The 19177-nt window shown below is 66.6% G+C and carries 19 protein-coding genes; 7 read left to right on the top strand and 12 right to left on the bottom strand.

Features of this window, described 5'->3' with window-relative positions; all coding sequences use genetic code 11:
• Nucleotides 1–68: 68 nt before the first annotated feature.
• From murI to ACIQ2E_RS02805, 4 genes are read right to left on the bottom strand one after another with little or no spacing between them, the layout of a single operon-like run.
• Entirely contained in the window at nt 69–887 is an 819-nt protein-coding gene (gene murI, locus ACIQ2E_RS02790) for a glutamate racemase (RefSeq protein WP_398325840.1), read from the bottom strand.
• Entirely contained in the window at nt 884–1939 is a 1056-nt protein-coding gene (locus tag ACIQ2E_RS02795; RefSeq protein WP_398325843.1) for an N-acetylmuramoyl-L-alanine amidase, read from the bottom strand. The genes murI and ACIQ2E_RS02795 overlap by 4 nt, the downstream gene beginning before the upstream one ends.
• Nucleotides 1940–1999: 60 nt before the next feature.
• Nucleotides 2000–2818: a carbon-nitrogen hydrolase family protein gene (locus tag ACIQ2E_RS02800; RefSeq protein WP_398325846.1), complete on the bottom strand. Its 819-nt coding sequence runs from the start codon at nt 2816–2818 to the stop codon at nt 2000–2002.
• 49 nt (nt 2819–2867) lie between these two features.
• Complete coding sequence (locus ACIQ2E_RS02805) at nt 2868–3623, bottom strand: 2-phosphosulfolactate phosphatase family protein (protein ID WP_398325849.1); 756 nt, start codon at nt 3621–3623, stop codon at nt 2868–2870.
• Nucleotides 3624–3683: 60 nt separating this feature from the next.
• Here ACIQ2E_RS02805 and ACIQ2E_RS02810 point away from each other — a divergent pair, with 60 nt between their 5' ends.
• From ACIQ2E_RS02810 to glmU, 5 genes are read left to right on the top strand one after another with little or no spacing between them, the layout of a single operon-like run.
• Nucleotides 3684–5228: a UbiD family decarboxylase gene (locus ACIQ2E_RS02810; RefSeq protein ID WP_398325852.1), complete on the top strand. Its 1545-nt coding sequence runs from the start codon at nt 3684–3686 to the stop codon at nt 5226–5228.
• The gene (locus ACIQ2E_RS02815; protein ID WP_398325855.1) at nt 5225–5671 is read left to right on the top strand and encodes an Rrf2 family transcriptional regulator; all 447 of its coding nucleotides are present in this window, start codon (nt 5225–5227) and stop codon (nt 5669–5671) included. The genes ACIQ2E_RS02810 and ACIQ2E_RS02815 overlap by 4 nt, the downstream gene beginning before the upstream one ends.
• 32 nt (nt 5672–5703) lie before the next feature.
• Entirely contained in the window at nt 5704–7011 is a 1308-nt protein-coding gene (gene aroA / locus ACIQ2E_RS02820) for a 3-phosphoshikimate 1-carboxyvinyltransferase (RefSeq protein ID WP_398325858.1), read from the top strand.
• Nucleotides 6986–7891: an MnmC family methyltransferase gene (locus ACIQ2E_RS02825; RefSeq protein ID WP_398325861.1), complete on the top strand. Its 906-nt coding sequence runs from the start codon at nt 6986–6988 to the stop codon at nt 7889–7891. The genes aroA and ACIQ2E_RS02825 overlap by 26 nt, the downstream gene beginning before the upstream one ends.
• Nucleotides 7892–7919: 28 nt before the next feature.
• Nucleotides 7920–9269, top strand: coding sequence for a bifunctional UDP-N-acetylglucosamine diphosphorylase/glucosamine-1-phosphate N-acetyltransferase GlmU (gene glmU / locus ACIQ2E_RS02830; RefSeq protein WP_398325864.1), 1350 nt, complete (start codon nt 7920–7922; stop codon nt 9267–9269).
• On the opposite strand, the gene ACIQ2E_RS02835 is transcribed toward glmU, so the two are convergent.
• From ACIQ2E_RS02835 to menD, 7 genes are all read right to left on the bottom strand, one after another.
• Nucleotides 9266–9913, bottom strand: coding sequence for a Coq4 family protein (locus ACIQ2E_RS02835; RefSeq protein ID WP_398325867.1), 648 nt, complete (start codon nt 9911–9913; stop codon nt 9266–9268). The genes glmU and ACIQ2E_RS02835 overlap by 4 nt on opposite strands.
• Before the next feature lie 11 nt (nt 9914–9924).
• Entirely contained in the window at nt 9925–11286 is a 1362-nt protein-coding gene (murF, locus tag ACIQ2E_RS02840; protein ID WP_398325870.1) for a UDP-N-acetylmuramoyl-tripeptide--D-alanyl-D-alanine ligase, read from the bottom strand.
• A 4-nt stretch (nt 11287–11290) separates the two neighbouring features.
• Nucleotides 11291–12100 (bottom strand): hypothetical protein, encoded by an 810-nt coding sequence (locus tag ACIQ2E_RS02845; RefSeq protein WP_398325873.1) that lies wholly within the window; start codon nt 12098–12100, stop codon nt 11291–11293.
• Nucleotides 12101–12109: 9 nt separating this feature from the next.
• Nucleotides 12110–13654 carry a glycogen synthase GlgA gene (gene glgA, locus ACIQ2E_RS02850; protein ID WP_398325876.1) on the bottom strand — a complete coding sequence of 515 codons (1545 nt, stop codon included), beginning with the start codon at nt 13652–13654 and terminating at the stop codon, nt 12110–12112.
• A gap of 41 nt (nt 13655–13695) precedes the next feature.
• Entirely contained in the window at nt 13696–14250 is a 555-nt protein-coding gene (locus ACIQ2E_RS02855) for a L,D-transpeptidase (protein WP_398325879.1), read from the bottom strand.
• 109 nt (nt 14251–14359) lie between these two features.
• On the bottom strand, nt 14360–15220 hold the full coding sequence (menB, locus tag ACIQ2E_RS02860) for a 1,4-dihydroxy-2-naphthoyl-CoA synthase (protein WP_398325882.1): 861 nt from the start codon (nt 15218–15220) through the stop codon (nt 14360–14362).
• Complete coding sequence (gene menD / locus ACIQ2E_RS02865; RefSeq protein ID WP_398325885.1) at nt 15198–17030, bottom strand: 2-succinyl-5-enolpyruvyl-6-hydroxy-3-cyclohexene-1-carboxylic-acid synthase; 1833 nt, start codon at nt 17028–17030, stop codon at nt 15198–15200. The genes menB and menD overlap by 23 nt, the downstream gene beginning before the upstream one ends.
• A 49-nt stretch (nt 17031–17079) precedes the next feature.
• Here menD and lepB point away from each other — a divergent pair, with 49 nt between their 5' ends.
• Nucleotides 17080–17688, top strand: a complete 609-nt coding sequence (gene lepB, locus ACIQ2E_RS02870; RefSeq protein ID WP_398325888.1) for a signal peptidase I — start codon at nt 17080–17082, stop codon at nt 17686–17688.
• A 29-nt stretch (nt 17689–17717) separates the two neighbouring features.
• Nucleotides 17718–18059: a DUF760 domain-containing protein gene (locus ACIQ2E_RS02875; RefSeq protein ID WP_398325891.1), complete on the top strand. Its 342-nt coding sequence runs from the start codon at nt 17718–17720 to the stop codon at nt 18057–18059.
• 19 nt (nt 18060–18078) lie between these two features.
• Here ACIQ2E_RS02875 and ACIQ2E_RS02880 read toward each other — a convergent pair.
• Nucleotides 18079–19177 (bottom strand): DUF4336 domain-containing protein (locus tag ACIQ2E_RS02880; protein WP_398325894.1); only part of this gene is annotated, 1099 nt, incomplete at its 5' end.

The following is a 19177-nucleotide window of genomic DNA, read 5'->3' on the forward strand; positions in this document are numbered from 1 at the left end:
TCTGCAACCGTGGCCATGACCCCCTGCGGTGCGCCGATCCTAGAAGGCCCACCATGGCTGGCGCTGGCTCAGCCGCGGTGGAGCTGTCCCTCTCGCCAGGTGACGGACCGGCTAAGGCAGCGCGCGCCCACCAGCCGGGCCACGGCGTGATCAAAGGCCTGGGGATCGGCGCTGGTCAAGAACTGGTGCTCACTGCGGCAAGAGCCGCCGCTCAGCAAACCAGCAGCGGCGAGCAGCTCCCCTAGATGGCGCGCCACGGCTGGCGCAGGATCCAGCACCGCAAAGGCAGGTCCCACAAGCCTGCGAATCGCCTCGATCACAAACGGGTAATGCGTGCAGCCGAGCACGATCGTGTCGGCACCGGCCGCAAGCATGGGGTTGAGAAAACTGCGTAGGAGCGCATCGCAGCGCTCACCTTCGAGCTCGCCCATCTCCACCAGATCCGCCAGGCCGATGCACACCTGCTCCACCACCGTTACATCGCCGGCCCATCGGCCCACCGTGGCGCGGTAGAGCTCCCCTTGAAAGGTGGCGGGAGTCGCCATCACCCCCACCACTCGGGAGCGGGTGAGCTCCACCGCCGGCTTCACCGCCGGCTCCAGCCCCACGATCGGCAGTTGCGGGTAGGCCTGCCGCAACGACTCCAGCGCGACGGCGGAAGCCGTGTTGCAGGCCACCACGATCGCCTTGCAACCCATGGCGATCAGCTCAGCCGCAATGGCGCTGCAGTAGGCCCGGATCTCCTGAGCTGAACGCTGGCCGTAGGGCACGTGGGCTTGGTCGGCAAGGTAAATCACCGATTCATCCGGCAAGTGGTGCACCACCTGCCGCCAGACGCTTAAGCCACCCACGCCGGAATCAAAGATGCCGATGGGAGCGTCGCTCATGGATTGGCGACCAGATAATTGAGTAAACCCGTGGCAATCGCCACAGCCATCCGCCGGCGGAAGCCGGGATCAGCCAAACGGGGCGAATCGAGCTGACCCGTGACGAAACCCATCTCGGCCAACGCCGCGGGCATCACGGTGCGGCGGATCACAAAGAAGCGGCCGGGGCGGGCACCGCGGTCAGGGCTGCCCGGCGACACCCGCAGCATCTGCTGCTGCACGGCTTCCGCCAACCGCCTGGAGGGACCATCCTGGAAATAGAAGGTTTCGATGCCGTTCACGTCTGGGCGCGACATGCTCAGCGCATTGGCGTGGATGCTCAGGAAGAGGTCGGCCCGGCTGTTGTTGGCCAGGGCCACCCGCGGCGGCAGATCCACATCCACTTCCGAGGTGCGAGTGAGCAACACCTGTACGCCTTTGGCCTGAAGGATCTGAGCCACCTGCAGGCTCACATCCAGCACCACATCGGTTTCCCGCAGGCCATTGATGCCCACAGCTCCGGGATCAGGCCCGCCGTGCCCGGGATCGATCACCACCTTGTAACGACCCACTGGCACGCTCGGCAGCCCCTCCACTGAAGGCATCGGCCCGGAAGGAACCACAGCCGACGGTGGCCGTGCCCGCCAGCTGGGTGTGGACGGGGCGTCGAGATCGCCCTCACCAATGGGCTCAAGGCCACTGACGCCAGAACCCAGCTCCATCTGCCAGCGATCGGCACTGGTGCCCACCAAACGCAACTGGGCGGGATCGAGCTTGGTGCCAGCTCTGAACTCCACCACCAGCCGGGTGATGTTGTCGCTGGGGCGCCCCACCCGCACTTCTCGGATGGCGCCATTGCCGCGCACGCTGCGGCTACGGGAGGGGGCGCCGGGAAGATCGAGCCACAGCCGCGGACCCACAAGACCGCGACCTTCTTCAAAGAAGGCCTCGATGCTGGTGCCCGGAGGCGTGCGCAACTCCAGGGCACCGGAGCGGTTGATGCGCCAGGCGGCCAGGGCACTGCCCGCCCAGGCCGGCAAGGCCGAGCAGAGCGACAGCGCTGGCACAGCCATCGCCAGGGCCAGCCTGGAAAGCCGAGACCGCAGACGGAAGGAGAACGACGCTCTCACCACTCAGAACAAGGCTGGGCGCCGGTGCTTGAGGCTCGGCATCTGGGCCTGAATGCGCTGGCGGTGCTGCACATCCACCGGGGCCACGGCTTGACCAGGCCCACTGCCCGCATCGGCCAGCACCGTGCCCCAGGGGTCAATCACCAGCGCATGGCCATGGGTCTGGCGCCGGCCGCCGTGGTTACCGGTTTGAGCCGGTGCGAGCACGTAGGCGGTGTTCTCGATAGCGCGGGCCTGGAGCAACACCTGCCAGTGGTCTTTACCGGTAAAGGCCGTGAACGCCGCCGGGATGAACAGCACATCGGCACCGGCGCCGGCCAGGTAGCGGTAGAGCTCGGGGAAGCGCACGTCGTAACAGATGGAGAGCCCGACGCGGCAGAGGCCAGGCACCTCCACCACCGGCGGCAGCTGGTCGCCGGGCTGCACGGTGGCCGACTCCCGATAGGTGTTGCCGTCCGGCAGATCCACATCGAAGAGGTGGATCTTGTCGTAGCGGGCCAGGATCTGACCGTCCTTGCCCACCAGCTCAGCCCGGTTACTGGTGAGCCGCTCGCCTGCCGGCACGGGGTATCCACCGCCCAGCAGCGTCACCTGATAGCGGCGCGCCATGGTGATCAAGAACTGCTGAGCCCGATCAGCCAGCGCGGGGGCAATCTCGAGGCGATGGTCATCTTCACCCATAAAGGCGAAGTTCTCGGGGAGCCCTACAAGATCAGCGCCGCGGCGGGCCGCCAGATCGATCTGCTCCTCCGCGGCCGCGAAGTTCGCGTCGGGATCAGCGGTGCTGGTGAGCTGGATCGCTGCTGCCAGAAAGCTTGTCACCGCTTGCGTTTTACCGACCCGGGCACTGTAAGGGTCCCCGCAAGGGCCCTCAGGCGGCCTGCAGTACCCCGGGGCTGGTCTGCGTGGGCACGATCGTGAGGTTGTCCACCGAGGCGCAGCAGGCGAAGTCGGCGTCGTGGTTGCCGATACCGATCAGGCGCTGGCCATGGCTCGCGGCGCGCAGACAGGTTTCGGTATCAGTGTGCCACTGCTGCCAGAGAGCCAGGGCAGCGAGAGCCTCGTCGTTGGCACAGCGCACGCCCACATGGGGCGACACCGCCAGCTCCAGCGCGGCAGACACCACTGCGCCCGCCGCCAAACTGTCTTCAAGCGAATAGTCGCCCTCCCAGCCGCTGCCCACGATCCACACCCGCTGGCATTCGCGCTCGATCAGTCGGCGGGCCACGGCGGTGCGATTCGGCAGGCAGGCCGTCACCAGCAGGGGCACCGCCATCACAGCCTCCAGCGAGCGGGTGCCGTTGGTGGTGCTCATAAAGATGCGCTTACCGCCCACCAGATCCGGCGTGACAGCCAAGGGTGAATTGCCCAGGTCGTAGCCATCCACCCGCTTGCCGCCGCGTTCACCGGCGCGCAGACGACGTTCCTGCGGCCAGGCCGCCGCGGTGCGATCCAGTTCCCCCAGATCCGCAAAGGCCTGAATCGCCTCCGCTCCGTTCTGCAGCGACCAGGCAATGGTGGTGGTGGCGCGCAGCACATCGATCACCACCGCCGCGTCGGGGCCGCCCTCGGCCACGGGCAGCATCGCCGGCACGCACTCAGAGGTATGGAAGTAGGAGATCTGCACGGCCACAGCGGCGGGTGGGGTGCGTCACAGTAAGCACCGCATGGCAGTGGATTGAGGCTGATGGGTTCGCAGCGCGACCTACGCGGGTTCCTCAAACTGCTGGAGGAGCGAAGCCAGCTGCGCCGCATCACAGCACCGGTGGATCCCGATCTGGAATTGGCCGCCATCGCCGATCGGGTGCTGAGCTGCGGCGGTCCGGCCCTGCTGTTCGAGAACGTGATCGGCTCGTCGATGCCGGTGGCGATCAACTTGATGGGCACCCAGGAGCGGGTGCTCTGGAGCATGGGCATGGAGCGGCCCGAGGAACTTGAAGCCCTAGGTGAGCGACTGGCACTGCTTCAGCAGCCGCGCCCGCCCAAAGGAGCCCGCGAAGCGGTGCGCTTCGGATCGGTGCTGCTGGATGTGCTCAAGGCCCGCCCCGATCTCGACCTCACACCCCCCTGCCGCCAGCAGGTGTTCAAGGGCGACACGGTGAACCTCGATGCCCTGCCGCTGCTGCGCCCCTGGCCCGGCGATGGCGGCCGCATCCTCACCCTGGGCTTGGTGATCACCAAGGACCCAGAAACCGGCACCCCCAACGTGGGGGTGTACCGGTTGCAGCAGCAGTCGATCAACACGATGACCGTGCACTGGCTGAGCGTGCGCGGCGGCGCGCGGCACCTGCGCAAAGCGGCGGCCATGGGCAAGAAGCTGGAGATCGCCATCGCCATCGGCGTGCATCCGCTGCTGGTGATGGCGGCGGCCACGCCGATCCCCGTGCAGCTGAGCGAATGGCTGTTCGCCGGGCTCTACGCCGGCGAAGGCGTGCGCCTGGCCAAGTGCAAAACCGTGAACCTGGAGGTGCCCAGCCACAGCGAAGTGGTGCTAGAAGGAACGATCACCCCGGGCGAAGAGCTGGCCGATGGCCCCTTCGGCGATCACATGGGCTTCTACGGCGGTGTGGAGGAGTCACCACTGGTGAGGATCCAGTGCGTCACCCAGCGCCGCAACCCGATCTACTTCACCACCTTCAGCGGCAGGCCGCCCAAGGAAGACGCGATGCTCGCCATCGCCCTCAACCGCATCTACACCCCGATCCTGCGGCAGCAGATCCCCGAGATCGTGGATTTCTTCCTGCCGATGGAGGGCCTCAGCTACAAGCTGGCCGTGATCGCCATCGACAAGGCGTACCCCGGTCAGGCTAAACGCGCCGCCATGGCCTTCTGGACCGCTCTGCCTCAGTTCACTTACACCAAATTTGTGGTGGTGGTGGACAAGGCGATCAACATCCGCGACCCGCGCCAGGTGATCTGGGCCATCAGCGCCCTGGTGGATCCACAGCGCGATCTGATCGTGGTGGAGAACACACCCTTCGACACGCTCGATTTCGCCAGCGAACAGCTGGGCCTGGGCGGCCGGCTGGCGATCGATGCCACCACCAAGCTCGGCCCCGAGCGCAATCACCCCTGGGGTGAGCCGCTGAGCAGGCCGGCTGAACTCGAAGCGCGCCTGGATGCCCGCTGGGCTGAGCTAGGCCTGGCGGATGTGGGCCAGCGCGATCCGGATCCGGCCCTGTTTGGCTACGCGCTCGAGCAGGTGCTGGAGCGGCTCGCCCAGCGGGGATGAGACTGCTGCGCCGCAGCGGACAGCAGGCGCTTCAGGCTCTGCTGGAGCTGGCCGAAGCGCCGCAGCAATGGCGATCGGTGAATGAGATCGCGGCAGCCCAGGATCTGCCAGCCCCGATGCTCGAGCAGCTCTTGCTGCAGCTGCGCCGAGCTGGCCTTGTGGAGGCCCGGCGCGGACGACTGGGGGGCTACAGGCTGCAGCGGGAGCCGGCAAGGATTGCCGTTTCTGAGGTGCTGGCGGCAGTGGGCGCCGAGATCACGCTGATCGACGGCGAAACAGAGGAGCCGAACTTGGCCGAGCAGCACGTGTTGCGGTCCATGGCCCGCAGGCTGCAGCGGGCTATGGACCGGGAGCTGATGCAATTCAACCTGGAAGAGCTGCTGTTTGACCTGCGCAGCTGCCGCGAGAGCCTCAGCGGCACTGGCGGGCTGATGCTCGGGTGATGCCTACGCTCGCTGCACTCAACGCGACAGCCATGCCCATCGCCCTGGGAACCACCGCAGGCCGCAGCCTCAAAGGCACGGTGTGCGTGCCGGGCGACAAATCGATCTCGCACCGCTCGCTGCTCTTCGGCGCCATCGCTGAAGGCACCACCACGATCGAAGGCCTGCTGCCGGCGGAAGATCCGCTCAGCACCGCCGCCTGTCTGCGGGCGATGGGCGTGGAGGTGTCGCCGATCGAGGCAGGCCAGCCTGTGGTGGTGCAGGGGGTGGGGCTCGATGGCTTTCAGGAGCCCGAGTCCGTACTGGATTGCGGCAACTCGGGCACCACAATGCGCCTGATGCTCGGCCTATTGGCGGGCCGAGCCGGGCGCCATTTCGTGCTCACCGGCGACGATTCCCTGCGCCGCCGCCCCATGAAGCGCGTGGGTGGCCCGCTGGCAGACATGGGCGCCACAATTGCCGGGCGCAGCGGGGGCAACCTGGCACCCTTGGCGATCCAGGGCCGTCAGCTCCACGGCGCCAGGATCCACACCCCGGTGGCCTCGGCCCAGGTGAAGAGCGCGATCCTGCTAGCCGCTCTCACCGCGGAAGGACCCAGCACCGTGATCGAGCCGGTGCAGAGCCGCGATCACAGCGAGCGGATGCTGCGAGCCTTTGGGGCTGAGCTCAGCGTGGGCGGCACGGGGGACACGGAAGTCACGGTGGTACCCGGCTCAAGCCTGCGGGGTCAAGCGGTGGTGGTACCTGGCGACATCAGCTCGGCGGCCTTCTGGCTGGTGGCCGGAGCGATCACCCCCGGCGCCGACCTCACCGTGGAAAACGTGGGGCTGAACCCCAGCCGAACGGGCATCCTCGATGTGCTCGAACAGATGGGCGCCCGCATTGAGGTGCTCAACCAGCGCGACGTAGCCGGCGAACCCGTGGGAGATTTGCGCGTCACCCACGGCCCTCTGCAGGCCTTTGAGATCGGCGCCGAGCTGATCCCGCGCCTGGTGGATGAAATCCCAGTGCTCGCGGTAGCGGCCTGCTGCGCCGACGGGGTGAGCCGCGTCAGCGGTGCTGAAGAACTGCGGGTGAAGGAAACCGATCGCCTGGCTGTGATGGCACGGCAGCTGGGTGCGATGGGCGCCGTGATTGAGGAATTCGCCGACGGCATGACGATCCAGGGCGGTGTACAGCTGCGCGGCGCCGAGGTGGATAGCGAAACCGATCACCGCGTAGCCATGAGCCTGGCGGTGGCAGCCCAGATCGCCAGCGGCAGCACCCAGCTGCATCGGCCTGAGGCAGCAGCCGTGTCGTACCCCACCTTCTGGGATGACCTCGAGCGCCTCCAGGCTTGAGCCACGGCGCACCGCCGACGGCAGCTTCAGCCTGTTCAGCAGCGAATTCGGGGAGGCGTTTCACAGCGGCCTCGGCGCGCTGGCGGAAGCCCACAGCAAGTTCATTGCCCCGGCTGGGCTTGATCGCTGGACGGCGGGCAGCACACTGCGCGCGCTGGATGTGTGTGTAGGCACCGGCTGCAACACAGCCGCACTACTCGAGGCCTGCAAGGACCGAGGCCTTGAACTCAAGTGGTGGGGGCTGGAGCTGGACCCTGAACCCCTGCGACTAGCCCTGGCAGATCCCGGGTTTTGCAGCCAATGGGACAGGGGAACCACAGACCAGCTGGCCGAGCTGTGCAGCTCGGAGCGGATGCTTTGGGGCGATGCCCGCAGCCGCCTGAGCGAGCTGCTCGTCAGCCAGCGCGGCCAGCTGGATCTGGTGCTGATGGATGCCTTCTCCCCCAGCCGCTGCCCGCAGCTCTGGACCCTGGAATTTCTGAGTGGTCTGGGGGACCTGCTGCAGCCGCAGGGTCGCTTGCTCACCTACTGCAGTGCCGCCGCCATCCGCAACGCCCTCGTCCTGGCGGGTCTGCAGCTCGCCAGCATCGCTGCCCCATCAGGGCTGCTCAGACAAACCAGCGACTGGAGCGGTGGCACGGCAGCCAGCCCCAGCGCGCTCGATGGCGATCCACAACTGCGGCCCCTGAGCCTGATGGAGCAGGAGCATCTGCGCACCAATGCGGCCGAGCCCTACCGCGATCCCAGCAGCAGCTCCACACGGGCCGAGATCCTCAGGCAACGCCAACTCGCCCAAGCCCACGCCATGGCCAGCGGAACGGTGGAAGGCACCGGCGCTTGGCGCCGCCGCTGGGGTGTGGGAACAAGCCGCCACCAGTAGATTCCGGGCCAGTTGTGCTCCGCCGCTGATGCTCGCCGTTGCCGTGTTGGCCGCCGGAAAGGGCACCCGCATGAAGAGCGATCGACCCAAGGTGCTACAGCCCCTGGCTGGCGCCACCCTGGTGGAGCGCGTGCTGGCCAGCTGCAACGGACTAGCACCTGAACGGCAGATCCTGATCGTGGGCCATCAGGCCGAGCGGGTGGAGCAATCCCTGGCCCATCGAGCCGGCCTGGAGTTTGTGCTGCAACAACCGCAAAACGGCACCGGCCACGCCGTGCAGCAGCTGTTGGAGCCGCTGGCCAACTTCGAAGGGGAGCTGTTGGTGCTCAACGGCGATGTGCCGCTACTGCGGGAACAAACGATCGCCAACCTGCTGGAGCGCCACCGCAGCAGCGGCGCCGCCGTCACCCTGCTCACGGCCCGGCTGAGCGATCCGACCGGCTACGGCCGCGTGTTCGCCGATAGTGAAGGGCAGGTGTCGGCGATCGTGGAGCACCGCGACTGCAGCGAGGCCCAGCGCACCAACAACCTGATCAATGCCGGCATCTACTGCTTCAACTGGACGCAGTTGGCGGCGGTGTTGCCCACCCTGAACACCAACAACGATCAAGGCGAGCTCTATCTCACCGACACGGTGGCGATGCTCAGCCCGGCCATGCATGTGGAAGTGGCCGATGCCGATGAGATCAACGGCATCAACGATCGCTATCAGCTCTCCCAATGCGAAGCCGTGATCCAGGAGCGGCTGCGGCGCCACTGGATGGCCGAGGGGGTGACCTTCGTGGACCCCGCCAGCTGCACCCTGAGCGATGGCACCCGCTTCGGCCGTGATGTGGTGGTGGAACCGCAGTGCCATTTCCGCGGCAACAGCATGATCGGCCATGGCTGCCGCATCGGGCCCGGCAGCCTGATCGACAACGCTCGCATTGGCGATGGGGTGGAGATCGTCTACTCGGTGGTGCGTGAAGCGGTGGTGGCCAGTGGCTGCGCCATCGGCCCCTTTGCCCAGCTGCGCCCAGGCGCCGAACTGGGAGAGGGCTGCCGGGTCGGCAACTTCGTGGAGATCAAAAAGAGCACCCTCGCCGCAGGCTGCAAGGTGAATCACCTCAGCTACATCGGTGATGCCGAGCTTGGCGCTGATGTGAACGTGGGGGCTGGCACGATCACCGCCAATTACGACGGCGTGAACAAGCACCGCACCGTGATCGGCGCCGGCAGCAAAACCGGCGCCAACAGCGTGCTGGTGGCACCGATCACCCTCGGCACCAACGTGACCGTTGGCGCCGGCTCCACCCTCACCAAGGATGTGGCCAGCGGTGCCCTCGCCTTAGGGCGCGCCAAACAGCTGGTGAAAGAAAACTGGCAGGCGCCCGCCTAGGCCAGCCTGAGCTGACGCTGCCAGTCGGTCAGGGGACGCTCCCAGCCCTCCTCCAGCTTCTGGCCGATCACACACTCGGCCCGGAGACCGAGCTCGAAGCCCCGCGCCAAGGCAGAGAGCAGCGGTTCGAGCGGCTCATCGTTCTGCAGGGCAGACAGCATGCCGCCGAAGATCAGCAGTACCGCTAGAGGGGAACGGTTCTGCGCCAGATTGAAGGCCTGAAGTCCCAGTTCACCAGCACCATCCACCCCGAAGCCGGTGAGCACATGCACGATGTCATGGGTCTCGCGCAGGCGATGGGTCACATAGTCCTGCGGGCTGGTGATTGGAGTGGGATCCATCAGGCTGTCCGGCGTGAGCCCAAGGCTGCGCAGCTGATGGGCATAGGTGTGCCCGAGGCTGCCTTCCGGCAGCTGCTCCAGCGCTTCCAGATCGATCGGCGCTGGACGCCACTGCTGAGCCACAAGCCCTGCCATCGCCGGCTGGGCGAGCAGATGCCGGAACATCTGCGCCGAGAGGGCGCTGTTCTTCAGGCTGGCCGACACCTTAAAGACGCTCTCGAGCGAGTCGGGCTGCTTGAGGAACTGGGCCAGGCTGGCCACCATGCGCAGCGACTGGAGGCGTTGATGGAGGTTGAACAACATGGCCGATCGGCTCAGATCTGCTTCGGTAGTAGCGGAATCAACCGCTCCAACGCCACCCCGCGGCTGGCCTTGAGCAACAGCACATCACCGCTCTGGAGCCAGGCGGCCAGCGGCTCCACGGCCTGTTCAGGCTGCGCCACCACCGCCAGGCGGCTCATCGATGCTGCCGCTGCGGCCATCGCTTCGGCTTCGGCGCCCTGGCTCACCACCACCAACCCGTCCAATCCGAGGGATGCAGCGTGCTCCGCAACACGGCGGTGCAGGGCAACGCTCTGCTCCCCGAGCTCGAGCATGGTGCCGAGCACAGCGAAGCGACGGCCGGGCTGAGCTGCCAACAGATCCAGAGCAGCAAACACCGCTTCCGGGGAGGCGTTGTAGGTCTCATCCAGCAGCGTGAGTCCGCTGCGTTCAATCCGGCGATTGCGGCCGCCCGGCACCTCCACCCGCAGCTGGCCCAAAGCAGCCAAAGGCACCCCGAGCTCACGCGCCACAGCCAACGCCAGCAGAAGATTGCGCGCATTGTGTCGCCCCGCCAGCGGGAGCTGAATCGACTGACCCTCGACATGCAGTTGCGTACCAGCCGGATCCAGAACCCCGATCAGATCGGCCTGCTCGGCGGCTGGCTCATCACTCAGGGCCACGCGGCAGACCCGGCCGCACCAAACCGGCGTCAAGGCGGCCTCGAGCAAAGGATCCCCGGCAGGGATCACCAGCAGGCCATCGGACCTGAGCCGGCTGGTGATCTCACACTTGGCGGAAGCGATCGCCTCGCGGCTGCCGAGCCGGCCGATGTGAGCCGTGCCGATGTTGGTGATCACCGCAACATCGGGTTCGGCGCAGTGGCTGAGGCGATCGATCTCTCCCAGTCCGCGCATGCCCATCTCCACCACCACGGCCCGCTGCTCGGCGCCGGCGCGCAGCAGCGTGAGCGGCACGCCGATGTCATTGTTCTCGTTTCCGCTGCTGGCCACCACTGGCCCCAGGGGTGCCAGCGCCGCACGGATCAGTTCACGGGTGGTTGTTTTCCCGGCGGATCCGGTCACCGCCACCACCGGAGCCTTCAACGAGCGGCGGTGCAGCATCGCCAACTGCTGGTAGGCATCGAGGGTGTCATCCACGAGCCAATGGAGCAATCCGGATGGCACATCGGCGGCACGCTCACGCTGGACCACCGCAGCCTGGGCGCCGATCGCGGCGGACTGAGGCAAAAAGGCGTGCCCATCAAAGCGCTCACCCACCAGCGGAACAAACAACTGGCCGGGGGCTAACTGGCGGCTGTCGGTGCATATGGCTCCGAGGGGTGTTGCCGGATCGAGCGAACAATCGCCCCCCTGAGGTTCTCCCCAGCAGGCGATCAGGTCACCAAGCTGCATCAAATCAGGGCTGAGGTTGCTCGCTGAGCACGATCATGCCGCTGCCCACCAGCGCGTCCCGGGCCAAGAGGCCAGAGCGAGAATCGCGCAGCTCCAAATGGTGGTAACCCAGCTCGGTGGCCCACTCCTGCCATTGCTCGGCACGGCGTTGACGCTCGGCGGTTGAAAGGTTGGCAAAACCAGGGGCGACCTCCAGCACCAGGCTCACCTGATCGGGCAGCACGCGGGCGCCGACCAACAGACCCTCGGCCTGCGGTCGCTGCAGCAGTGCATCCAGGGGGGCAACGGGCGTCGGTTCGGGCGGCAGCACCGCCTCCGGTGCGTCCGGCTCAAGCTCTTGCTCGGCAACGGAGGGTTCCGGATCTGTTGTCGCAGGTGCCGCAGTGATTTCACCGGGTGCGGAGTCTCCCGGCACCGATAGAGACGGAGCTTGCGGCAACGGCTCACCTGGCGGTTGGAGCGACGTCGCCACCTCAGCGGAAGCACTGATCGGCAGGTTGGAGCTCTCGAGCGGGGCAACGCCGGAGCGAAGTCGCAAGGCCATCCAACCGACGCTGATCAAGGCAACTAGCAGGGCCGTAGCTAAGGCCAGCAACAGCGGCCAGAACAGCGGCGCAAGATCCGCAGGCCACCAGCTGGGCCGCCAGAGCATTCCCTGAGCATTACGCCGCCAAAACTCGCGGCCACGCAAACCGGTATCGGCCACAACGGCCTGGAGGTTTTCGCCGAGGCTTTGCCAGGGGTTGCGGTAGGTGGCCGGCAGATCGCGGGACGATCTCTCCGGCGCTGATTCCTGGGGCGGCGGCAGGGCCATCCCAGATGATCAGCCGCCGCTGCGGCGGCGCAGCAGGGAGAGGGGATTGCGCAAACCGCCACTGCCGGCAGGGGCCGCAGCAGCTTCATCGCGGGGAGGCTGCTCGCCTCCCTTGAGGCTGGGGTCAGCGCCTTGACCGCGCGAGAACTGCTCCACCGCCTCGGCATCGGGGGTGGGTTCCTTCACGCCCTTCACCTCTTTGTACATGCGGTCGTACTCGAGGGCCGAGCGATCCCAGCTGTAGTCGGCGGTCATGGCACGCCGTTGCAGCTCCCGCCAGCTCTCGCCATGGCGGTACGCCTCCCAGGAGCGCACGATCGAGGTGTAAAAGTCGAGCGGGTCGTAGCGATCGAAGCAGAAGCCCGTGCCGGTGTGGTCGTTGGGCACATGCGGAGGCACCGTGTCCACGAGACCGCCCACGCGGCGCACCACCGGAATGGAGCCGTAACGCATTGCCAGCAGCTGGCTGATGCCGCAGGGCTCAAAACGACTGGGCATCAAGAAGGCATCGCTACCGGCGTAGATCAGGCGCGAGAGGGCGTCGTCGTAGGTGAGGAACACAGCGAAACGGCCCGGATGGCGCGCCGCCATCTGCCACAGACCCGACTCAATGTGCCGATCGCCGGTGCCGAGCACCACGAACTGCGTGTCGGAGTAGGCGAGCACCCGATCGGCGACCTGCAGCAACAGATCCACGCCCTTCTGATCCACCAGCCGGCTCACCAAACCCATCAAATAGGTGTCGGGATTCACGGCCAGGCCCATGCGCTCCTGCAGCACTCGCTTGCACTCGGCCTTACCGCTCAGATCGTTCACGCTGAAGGTGGCCGGCAGGGTGGCATCGGTGGCGGGATTCCAGGCCGCCTGATCAATGCCGTTGAGAATGCCGCGCAGCTTGCCGCTGATGAAATTCAGCAATCCCTCCAGCTGCTCGCCGTACTCGGACGTGCGGATCTCCTGGGCGTAGGTGGGTGACACCGCATTCACCCGATCGGCGTACAGCAGGGCCGCTGCCATGGTGTGATCGCCCTGCATGTACCAGGGGCACCAGGTCATGCGGTCGAGCTTCCAGCGCCAGGGGCCCTGGTATTTGAGGTTGTGGATGGTGAAGACTGTGCTGATCTCAGGGTCTTGATGCATCCATACCGGAATCATCCCGGTGTGCCAGTCATGGCAATGCAGGATGTCGGGCTTCCAGTGGTTCCAGGCGAATTCAGCGGTGGCGCTGGCGAAAAAAGTGAAGCGCCAGTCTTCGTCTTCACCGCCGTAGATGCGCTCGGGGTCAAACACCGGATGGCCCACCAGATAGAGCGGCAGGCCGTTGCCGGGGTGACGGGTTTCGAACACCGCAAAATCGGTGCCCATCGTGTGGCCGCGCCAGATGGGCTCGGTCGGGATGTCGAGCTGACTCCAGAGCCGGCCATAGCCGGGCATGATCAGGCGCACGTCATGGCCGAGGGGAGCCAGGGCCGGCGGCAAGGATCCCACCACATCACCCATGCCCCCCACCTTCACCATCGGGGCGCATTCGGCTGCAGCAAACAGCACCCGCATGGGGAATCCGGCTGAAAGTGGGCGCAACTCTACGGGTGGTTTCAGGGCAGCACCGTCACCGGTGTGCCCAGCTGCACCAGCTCAAACACCTCCTGCACGTTTTCCTCAAACAGGCGCACGCATCCGTGCGACACGGCACGGCCCACCGTCCAGCGGTGTGGCGTGCCATGGAAACCGGCCACGCTGCAGCCATCCACGCTCAGGTAGCGCTCACCGTCCCAGGCGTTGTAGCGGGGAGTGCAGTCGCGGTAAAAGCCGATCCATCGGGAGCCGAGAGGATTTTTCGGGCCAGGCCCCACCTGCTTGCCGTTGCCGGGATGCTCCCAGATCGGATTGGCAACCATTTCAAACACCTGATGGCGCCCGGCCGGTGTTTCCCAGCCGTCGGTACCCACAGCCGCCGGGTAGCGGCGCAGCAGCCGGCCGTCTTTGATCACCATCAGTTGGCGGGTGCGGCGATCGAGCACCAGTTGCAGACCCTCGTCATCCATCAGATCGGAAGGAATGCGGCTGAGGGCAACGTCGTCGCTGATCACAGGCGCTGGCGGCGGGATCGGATCGGGCTGCCGAGCCAGCGCAGGGGCTGCCAGCGGCATGGCACTGGCGACCGCAGCAAGGCACCAGCGGGACCAACGGTGGTGAGACAAACAACGAGCTGTCACAGCAGGGCGGGCACTCTCACCAACTGCTAGCCAATTCCAAGGGTCAAGGCAGCCAAGGGGAATCGGAAAAATCCGGGGCCCGTTTCTCGAGGAAGGCATTGCGGCCCTCCTGGCCCTCATCGGTGCGATAAAAGAGATGCGTGGCCTGGCCCGCCAGCTCCTGAATGCCGGCCATGCCATCGGTTTCGGCGTTGAACGCCGCCTTCAGGCAGCGGATCGCGGTAGGGCTGTGCTGCAGCACCTCCCGCGCCCAGCGCACTCCTTCAGCCTCCAGCTGCTCCAAGGGCACCACCGCATTCACCAGCCCCATCTCCAGGGCCTCAGCGGCGCCGTACTGCCGGCAGAGAAACCAGATCTCACGAGCCTTGCGCTGACCCACCAGCCGCGCCAGATAACCGGCGCCGAAGCCGCCATCGAAGCTGCCCACCTTGGGACCGGTCTGACCGAACATGGCGTTCTCCGCCGCCAGGCTCAGATCACAGAGCAGATGCAGTACCTGGCCACCGCCGATGGCGTAGCCGGCCACCAGAGCGATCACCACCTTGGGCAGGCTGCGGATCAGACGCTGCAAATCGAGCACGTTCAGCCGCGGCAGCCCGTCGTCTCCCACGTAGCCGCCATCGCCGCGCACGCTCTGATCACCGCCGGCGCAGAAGGCATAGCCGCCATCGGCGGCGGGGCCAGCACCGGTGAACAGCACCACACCGATGCGCGGGTTGTCGCGCACGCGTGAGAACGCATCAAACAGCTCTGTCACCGTCTGAGGGCGGAAGGCGTTGCGTTTGTGCGGGCGGTTGATCGTGATACGGGCGATGCCCGCATCACTCAGATCAAACAGGATGTCGCTGTAGGACCCCTGGGGCTGCCACGCGATCCCCGACTCAGCTGAGGGTGTTGCCGCCATCAAACCCCTGGTGGATGGTGGCCATTGTGCGGCGGCACTGCTGCCGCAGGGCCGCATCACCGCGTCGGTCGGTACGCACATGCAACAGCGCCATCGGCTGCCGAGCAGCCCAGGCCAAGCCATCGGCCAGTTGATCCAGGGCCTCGATTGAGCGGGCCTCCACGCCGTAGCCGGCAGCAAGGGCGCTGTGATCAAGACGTTGCGGCATGGCGAACAGACGCTCGAAATCCAACGGAGGCCCCGTGCGAATCGGCAACTGCTCGAAGATGCCGCCACCGGTATTGTCGACGAGAACCACGGTGAGCCGAGCACCACAGGCCGCCAGCTGATCCCGCCACAGCCAGCCGTTGGCGTCGTGCAGCAGAGCCAGATCGCCGCAGAGCAGGGTGGCCCGGCCATGGCCCAAAGCCAGGCCAGCCGCGATCGAAAGGGTGCCATCAATGCCGGAGGCGCCGCGGAAACCGACCACGGGGCGATGGGGTGCATCAGCAGCCGCAAAGCTCTCCCAGTCGCGGACTGGACTGCTGTTGGCGAGCATCAGCAGCTCACCGGCTGGCAAACAGCGGCTGAGGGCTCGGGCCAGGGCGGGTTCACTGCATGGGGTCGACGACACGGCAGATGCCTCCTTTGCCAGCAAGCACCGATCGAGGTGCTGCTGGAGCCGTTGATCGGCCTGCACCCACTGCTCCAACCAGGCCTGATTGGAGGCGGGAACACGGCCGGATCCCAGGGGATCGGGCAGGGCCGCCAGCCACGAAGCCAGACCGCCCGAGAACTGCAGGCTGGCGGTGCCTGTGGCATCGAGATTGCGGGGCTCGCCCTCGCTGATCAACAGCTGCAAGCCCGCGCTGGCGGTGATCCACTGCTGCAGGCGCCGACTGGCCGGCATCGAGCCCAGACGCAGCAGCTGCGCTGCAGCGGGAAAACCATGGCCGTCCGCCAGCAAGAGGTCGTAACCCTGCACCACCTGCAAGCCGGGCCATCCGCGCAGCCCCGAGAGGCCATCGGCCAGCACCGGCCAACCGCTGCGCTGCTGCCAGCGCACCAAAGCCTCGGCAAAGGGCTGCAGCTGAGCTGCGGGTGCCCGCCAAGGCCCTGCCACGACCACGCCAGGGCGATCCGGATCGAGCAGCGATCCGGCCTGGGCTGGCGGTGCCGCCACCTGCAGCGCGGCTGGGGCGGCATTGGGCTGAACCGCCGCAGCGGCAGGTTGAGCCAGCAACGCTTCGATGTCTGAGGCGCTGGCGTGCAGAGGCTCTTCAAAGGGGAGATTGAGATGCACCGGACCCACCGGCATCCCCAGGGAAGCCGCCCAGGCCCGCTGGGCGAGGGCAGCCATGGCCGCCGGCGGCATCGCTGCCAGCCCCCTGGGATCCCCCGCACCAAACCAGCGGCAGCTGGGGGCCAGAAACGCCTCCTGATTCACCGTTTGGTTGGCGCCGCAGCCTTTCAGCCGAGCCGGGCGATCCGCGGTGAGCAGGAGCAGGGGCACGGCACCGTGGTCGGCTTCCACCACGGCCGGCAGCAGGTTGGCCACGGCACTGCCGGAGGTGGTCACCACCGCGACTGGCACTCCATCAGCTCGCCCCAGCCCCAAGGCAAGAAACCCCGCTGAGCGCTCATCAATGGACGTGTAGAGCTTCAGCCCGCAGTGCTCCAATACGCCTGCGGCCACAGCCAGCGGTGCCGAACGGCTGCCGGGGCAGAGCACCAAGCGCCGCAGACCCAGAGCTTGCAACGCCGCGAGTAGCGCAATGGCGGCCTGCAGATTGGCGGCGGGGGAGCAGGGATGGGCTGGGGGAGCGGGCACCCGTGGTGCTGTTGTTCAGGATGTGGCGATCATGCTCACCGAAGCGGCGATGACAAGCGGCCCCTCTCCAAGCGAACCAGCTCCTTCAGCGGGCTCGCTGCTGAAGGGTTGCCGATCACTGGTTCTGTGGCTGGCGGTGGCGCTGCTGCTGCGCTGGCTCGTGATCGAACCGCGCTGGATTCCCTCCGGTTCGATGTTGCCCACCCTGCAATTACAGGACCGGATCCTGGTGGAAAAGCTCCGCCCGCGCCTGCAGCATCCCCTTCCCAACGGCACGATCGTGGTGTTCCACGCGCCGCCCGTGCTGGTGGAGGCGGGCTACGACCCCAAAGCCGCCTTGATCAAACGGGTGGTGGGCCAGCCGGGCGATGCCGTGGAAGTGCGCGGCGGTGAGCTGTTCCTCAACGGCGCCGCGGTGGCGGAGCCCTGGCGGCAGGAGCCGATCGACTACAGCTTCGGCCCCATCACAGTGCGGGAAGGAGAACTGCTGGTACTGGGCGACAACCGCAATGCCAGCCTCGATTCGCACATCTGGGGACCATTACCGCGCCAGGAGGTGATCGGTACGGCGCTGTTCCGCTACTGGCCCTTGAATCGCTTCGGCGCGATTCGGTTCTCCGACCTCAACCGTCTCGAGCCAGACGGAGAGCTGGGGTAGGGTGCTGGCGTGACGCGGAGCACACCGGAATGTTTAACCCGGAGTTCCTGACGAGTGATAGCGAACCGATCAGCGCCAACTCGCTGATTCAATACCTTCAGGAACAATCTCCGGATGTTCTGCAGCGGGTAGCGCGCTCCGCCAGCACTGACATCCAGGACATCATTCGCCACAACGTGCAAGGCCTGCTCGGTGTGCTGCCCGGCGAGCACTTTGACGTCAAGATCACGGCCAACCGCGATCACCTGGCCGGACTGCTGGCCTCGGCGATGATGACTGGCTACTTCCTGCGCCAGATGGAGCAGCGCATGGAACTGGAAGCCACCCTCTTCCCCGAGGCGGATGCCGATCCGGGTGAGCTGAAGCTCTGATCCCTGACCCTGCCTCGGCCTACTCGGTCTGAGGCTGCTCCGGCACCACTCCCAAACGCAGCAAGGCGCGATCGATTCCTGCCAGGTAAGCCCAGTTGCCCTCGTTGGGTGCCCAGTCGCGCTGTTCGAGGGTCTCGGCAAGCACCAGTAGCTGCTCCTCGCTGCAGGGCACTGGGGCGTCGTAGTGGGCCGGCACCACCCAGCGCAGTCCCTGCAAGGCAGCCAATCGCCGCACCCAAGCCACGATCAGCGCCTGGGTGCGAGGGAACACCAGTCGCTCCAGTACCGGTGCTACCCGCAACTGCCCAGGCTGCGGTTGCAGCTCCTGGAACACCTCGGCTGAATTGCGAGCCCAGTGGAAGGGATAGAGACCGAAATAGCTCCGGGGATTGCGGCACCCTGGCTTGAGAGCCTGGCTCAACAGCGTGGGCAGGCTTGGCACCGCCAGCGCCTCCGGCCGCAGATACGACGCGAACAGCGCCAGGCGCTGCCAACCCTTGAGGCGGAGTGCCGGCGAATCCTCCAAGGGCTGATCGCCCCGATCGCGGGCGTGGAAGAGCAGGGGCGTGGGATCCAGCTCAAACAGCATGGGCGGCGTGGCATTGATCGCCACAAGCGCATCGGTGAGCAGCAACGCCCCGCTGGCCTGATGCAGACAGGCCAGCTCTTGAAAGCGGCCCAGTCCCAGATCGATCGGCCCTAACGACACCCAGCTCAGGGCCTCGCCATGGGGATAGCCATCCTCACCAAGCACCCTGGTGCGGCGGGATGGAAAGCCCAACCAGGCCAGGGGCAGCGGCACCGGAAAACTCCACTGGCCGGGGGTAACCCACACCTGAGCCTCCGGGAAAGCGCGGGCCATGGCCGGCACCGGCAACTTGTGCTCCAGGCCAGAGGCGGTGGGCAACACGATGCTGAGAACCGGCCCGAAGCGGTGCTCCAGATCCCGAAGCTCGCGACGCACTTCAGCGGTAGGGGCCACAGGCGCGTAGAGCATCAGGCCGCCCGGAACGCGGGCCACCGTCATCCGGATCGGCACGGCCACGTAAAACACCCCCTGCAGCTGCTCGAAGCTCCAGAGCTGCTCGGGGATCAGCTCACGCACGAGAGTGCGGCGG

The sequence above is a fragment of the Vulcanococcus sp. genome (genome assembly GCF_044369115.1).
GTDB lineage: Bacteria > Cyanobacteriota > Cyanobacteriia > PCC-6307 > Cyanobiaceae > Vulcanococcus.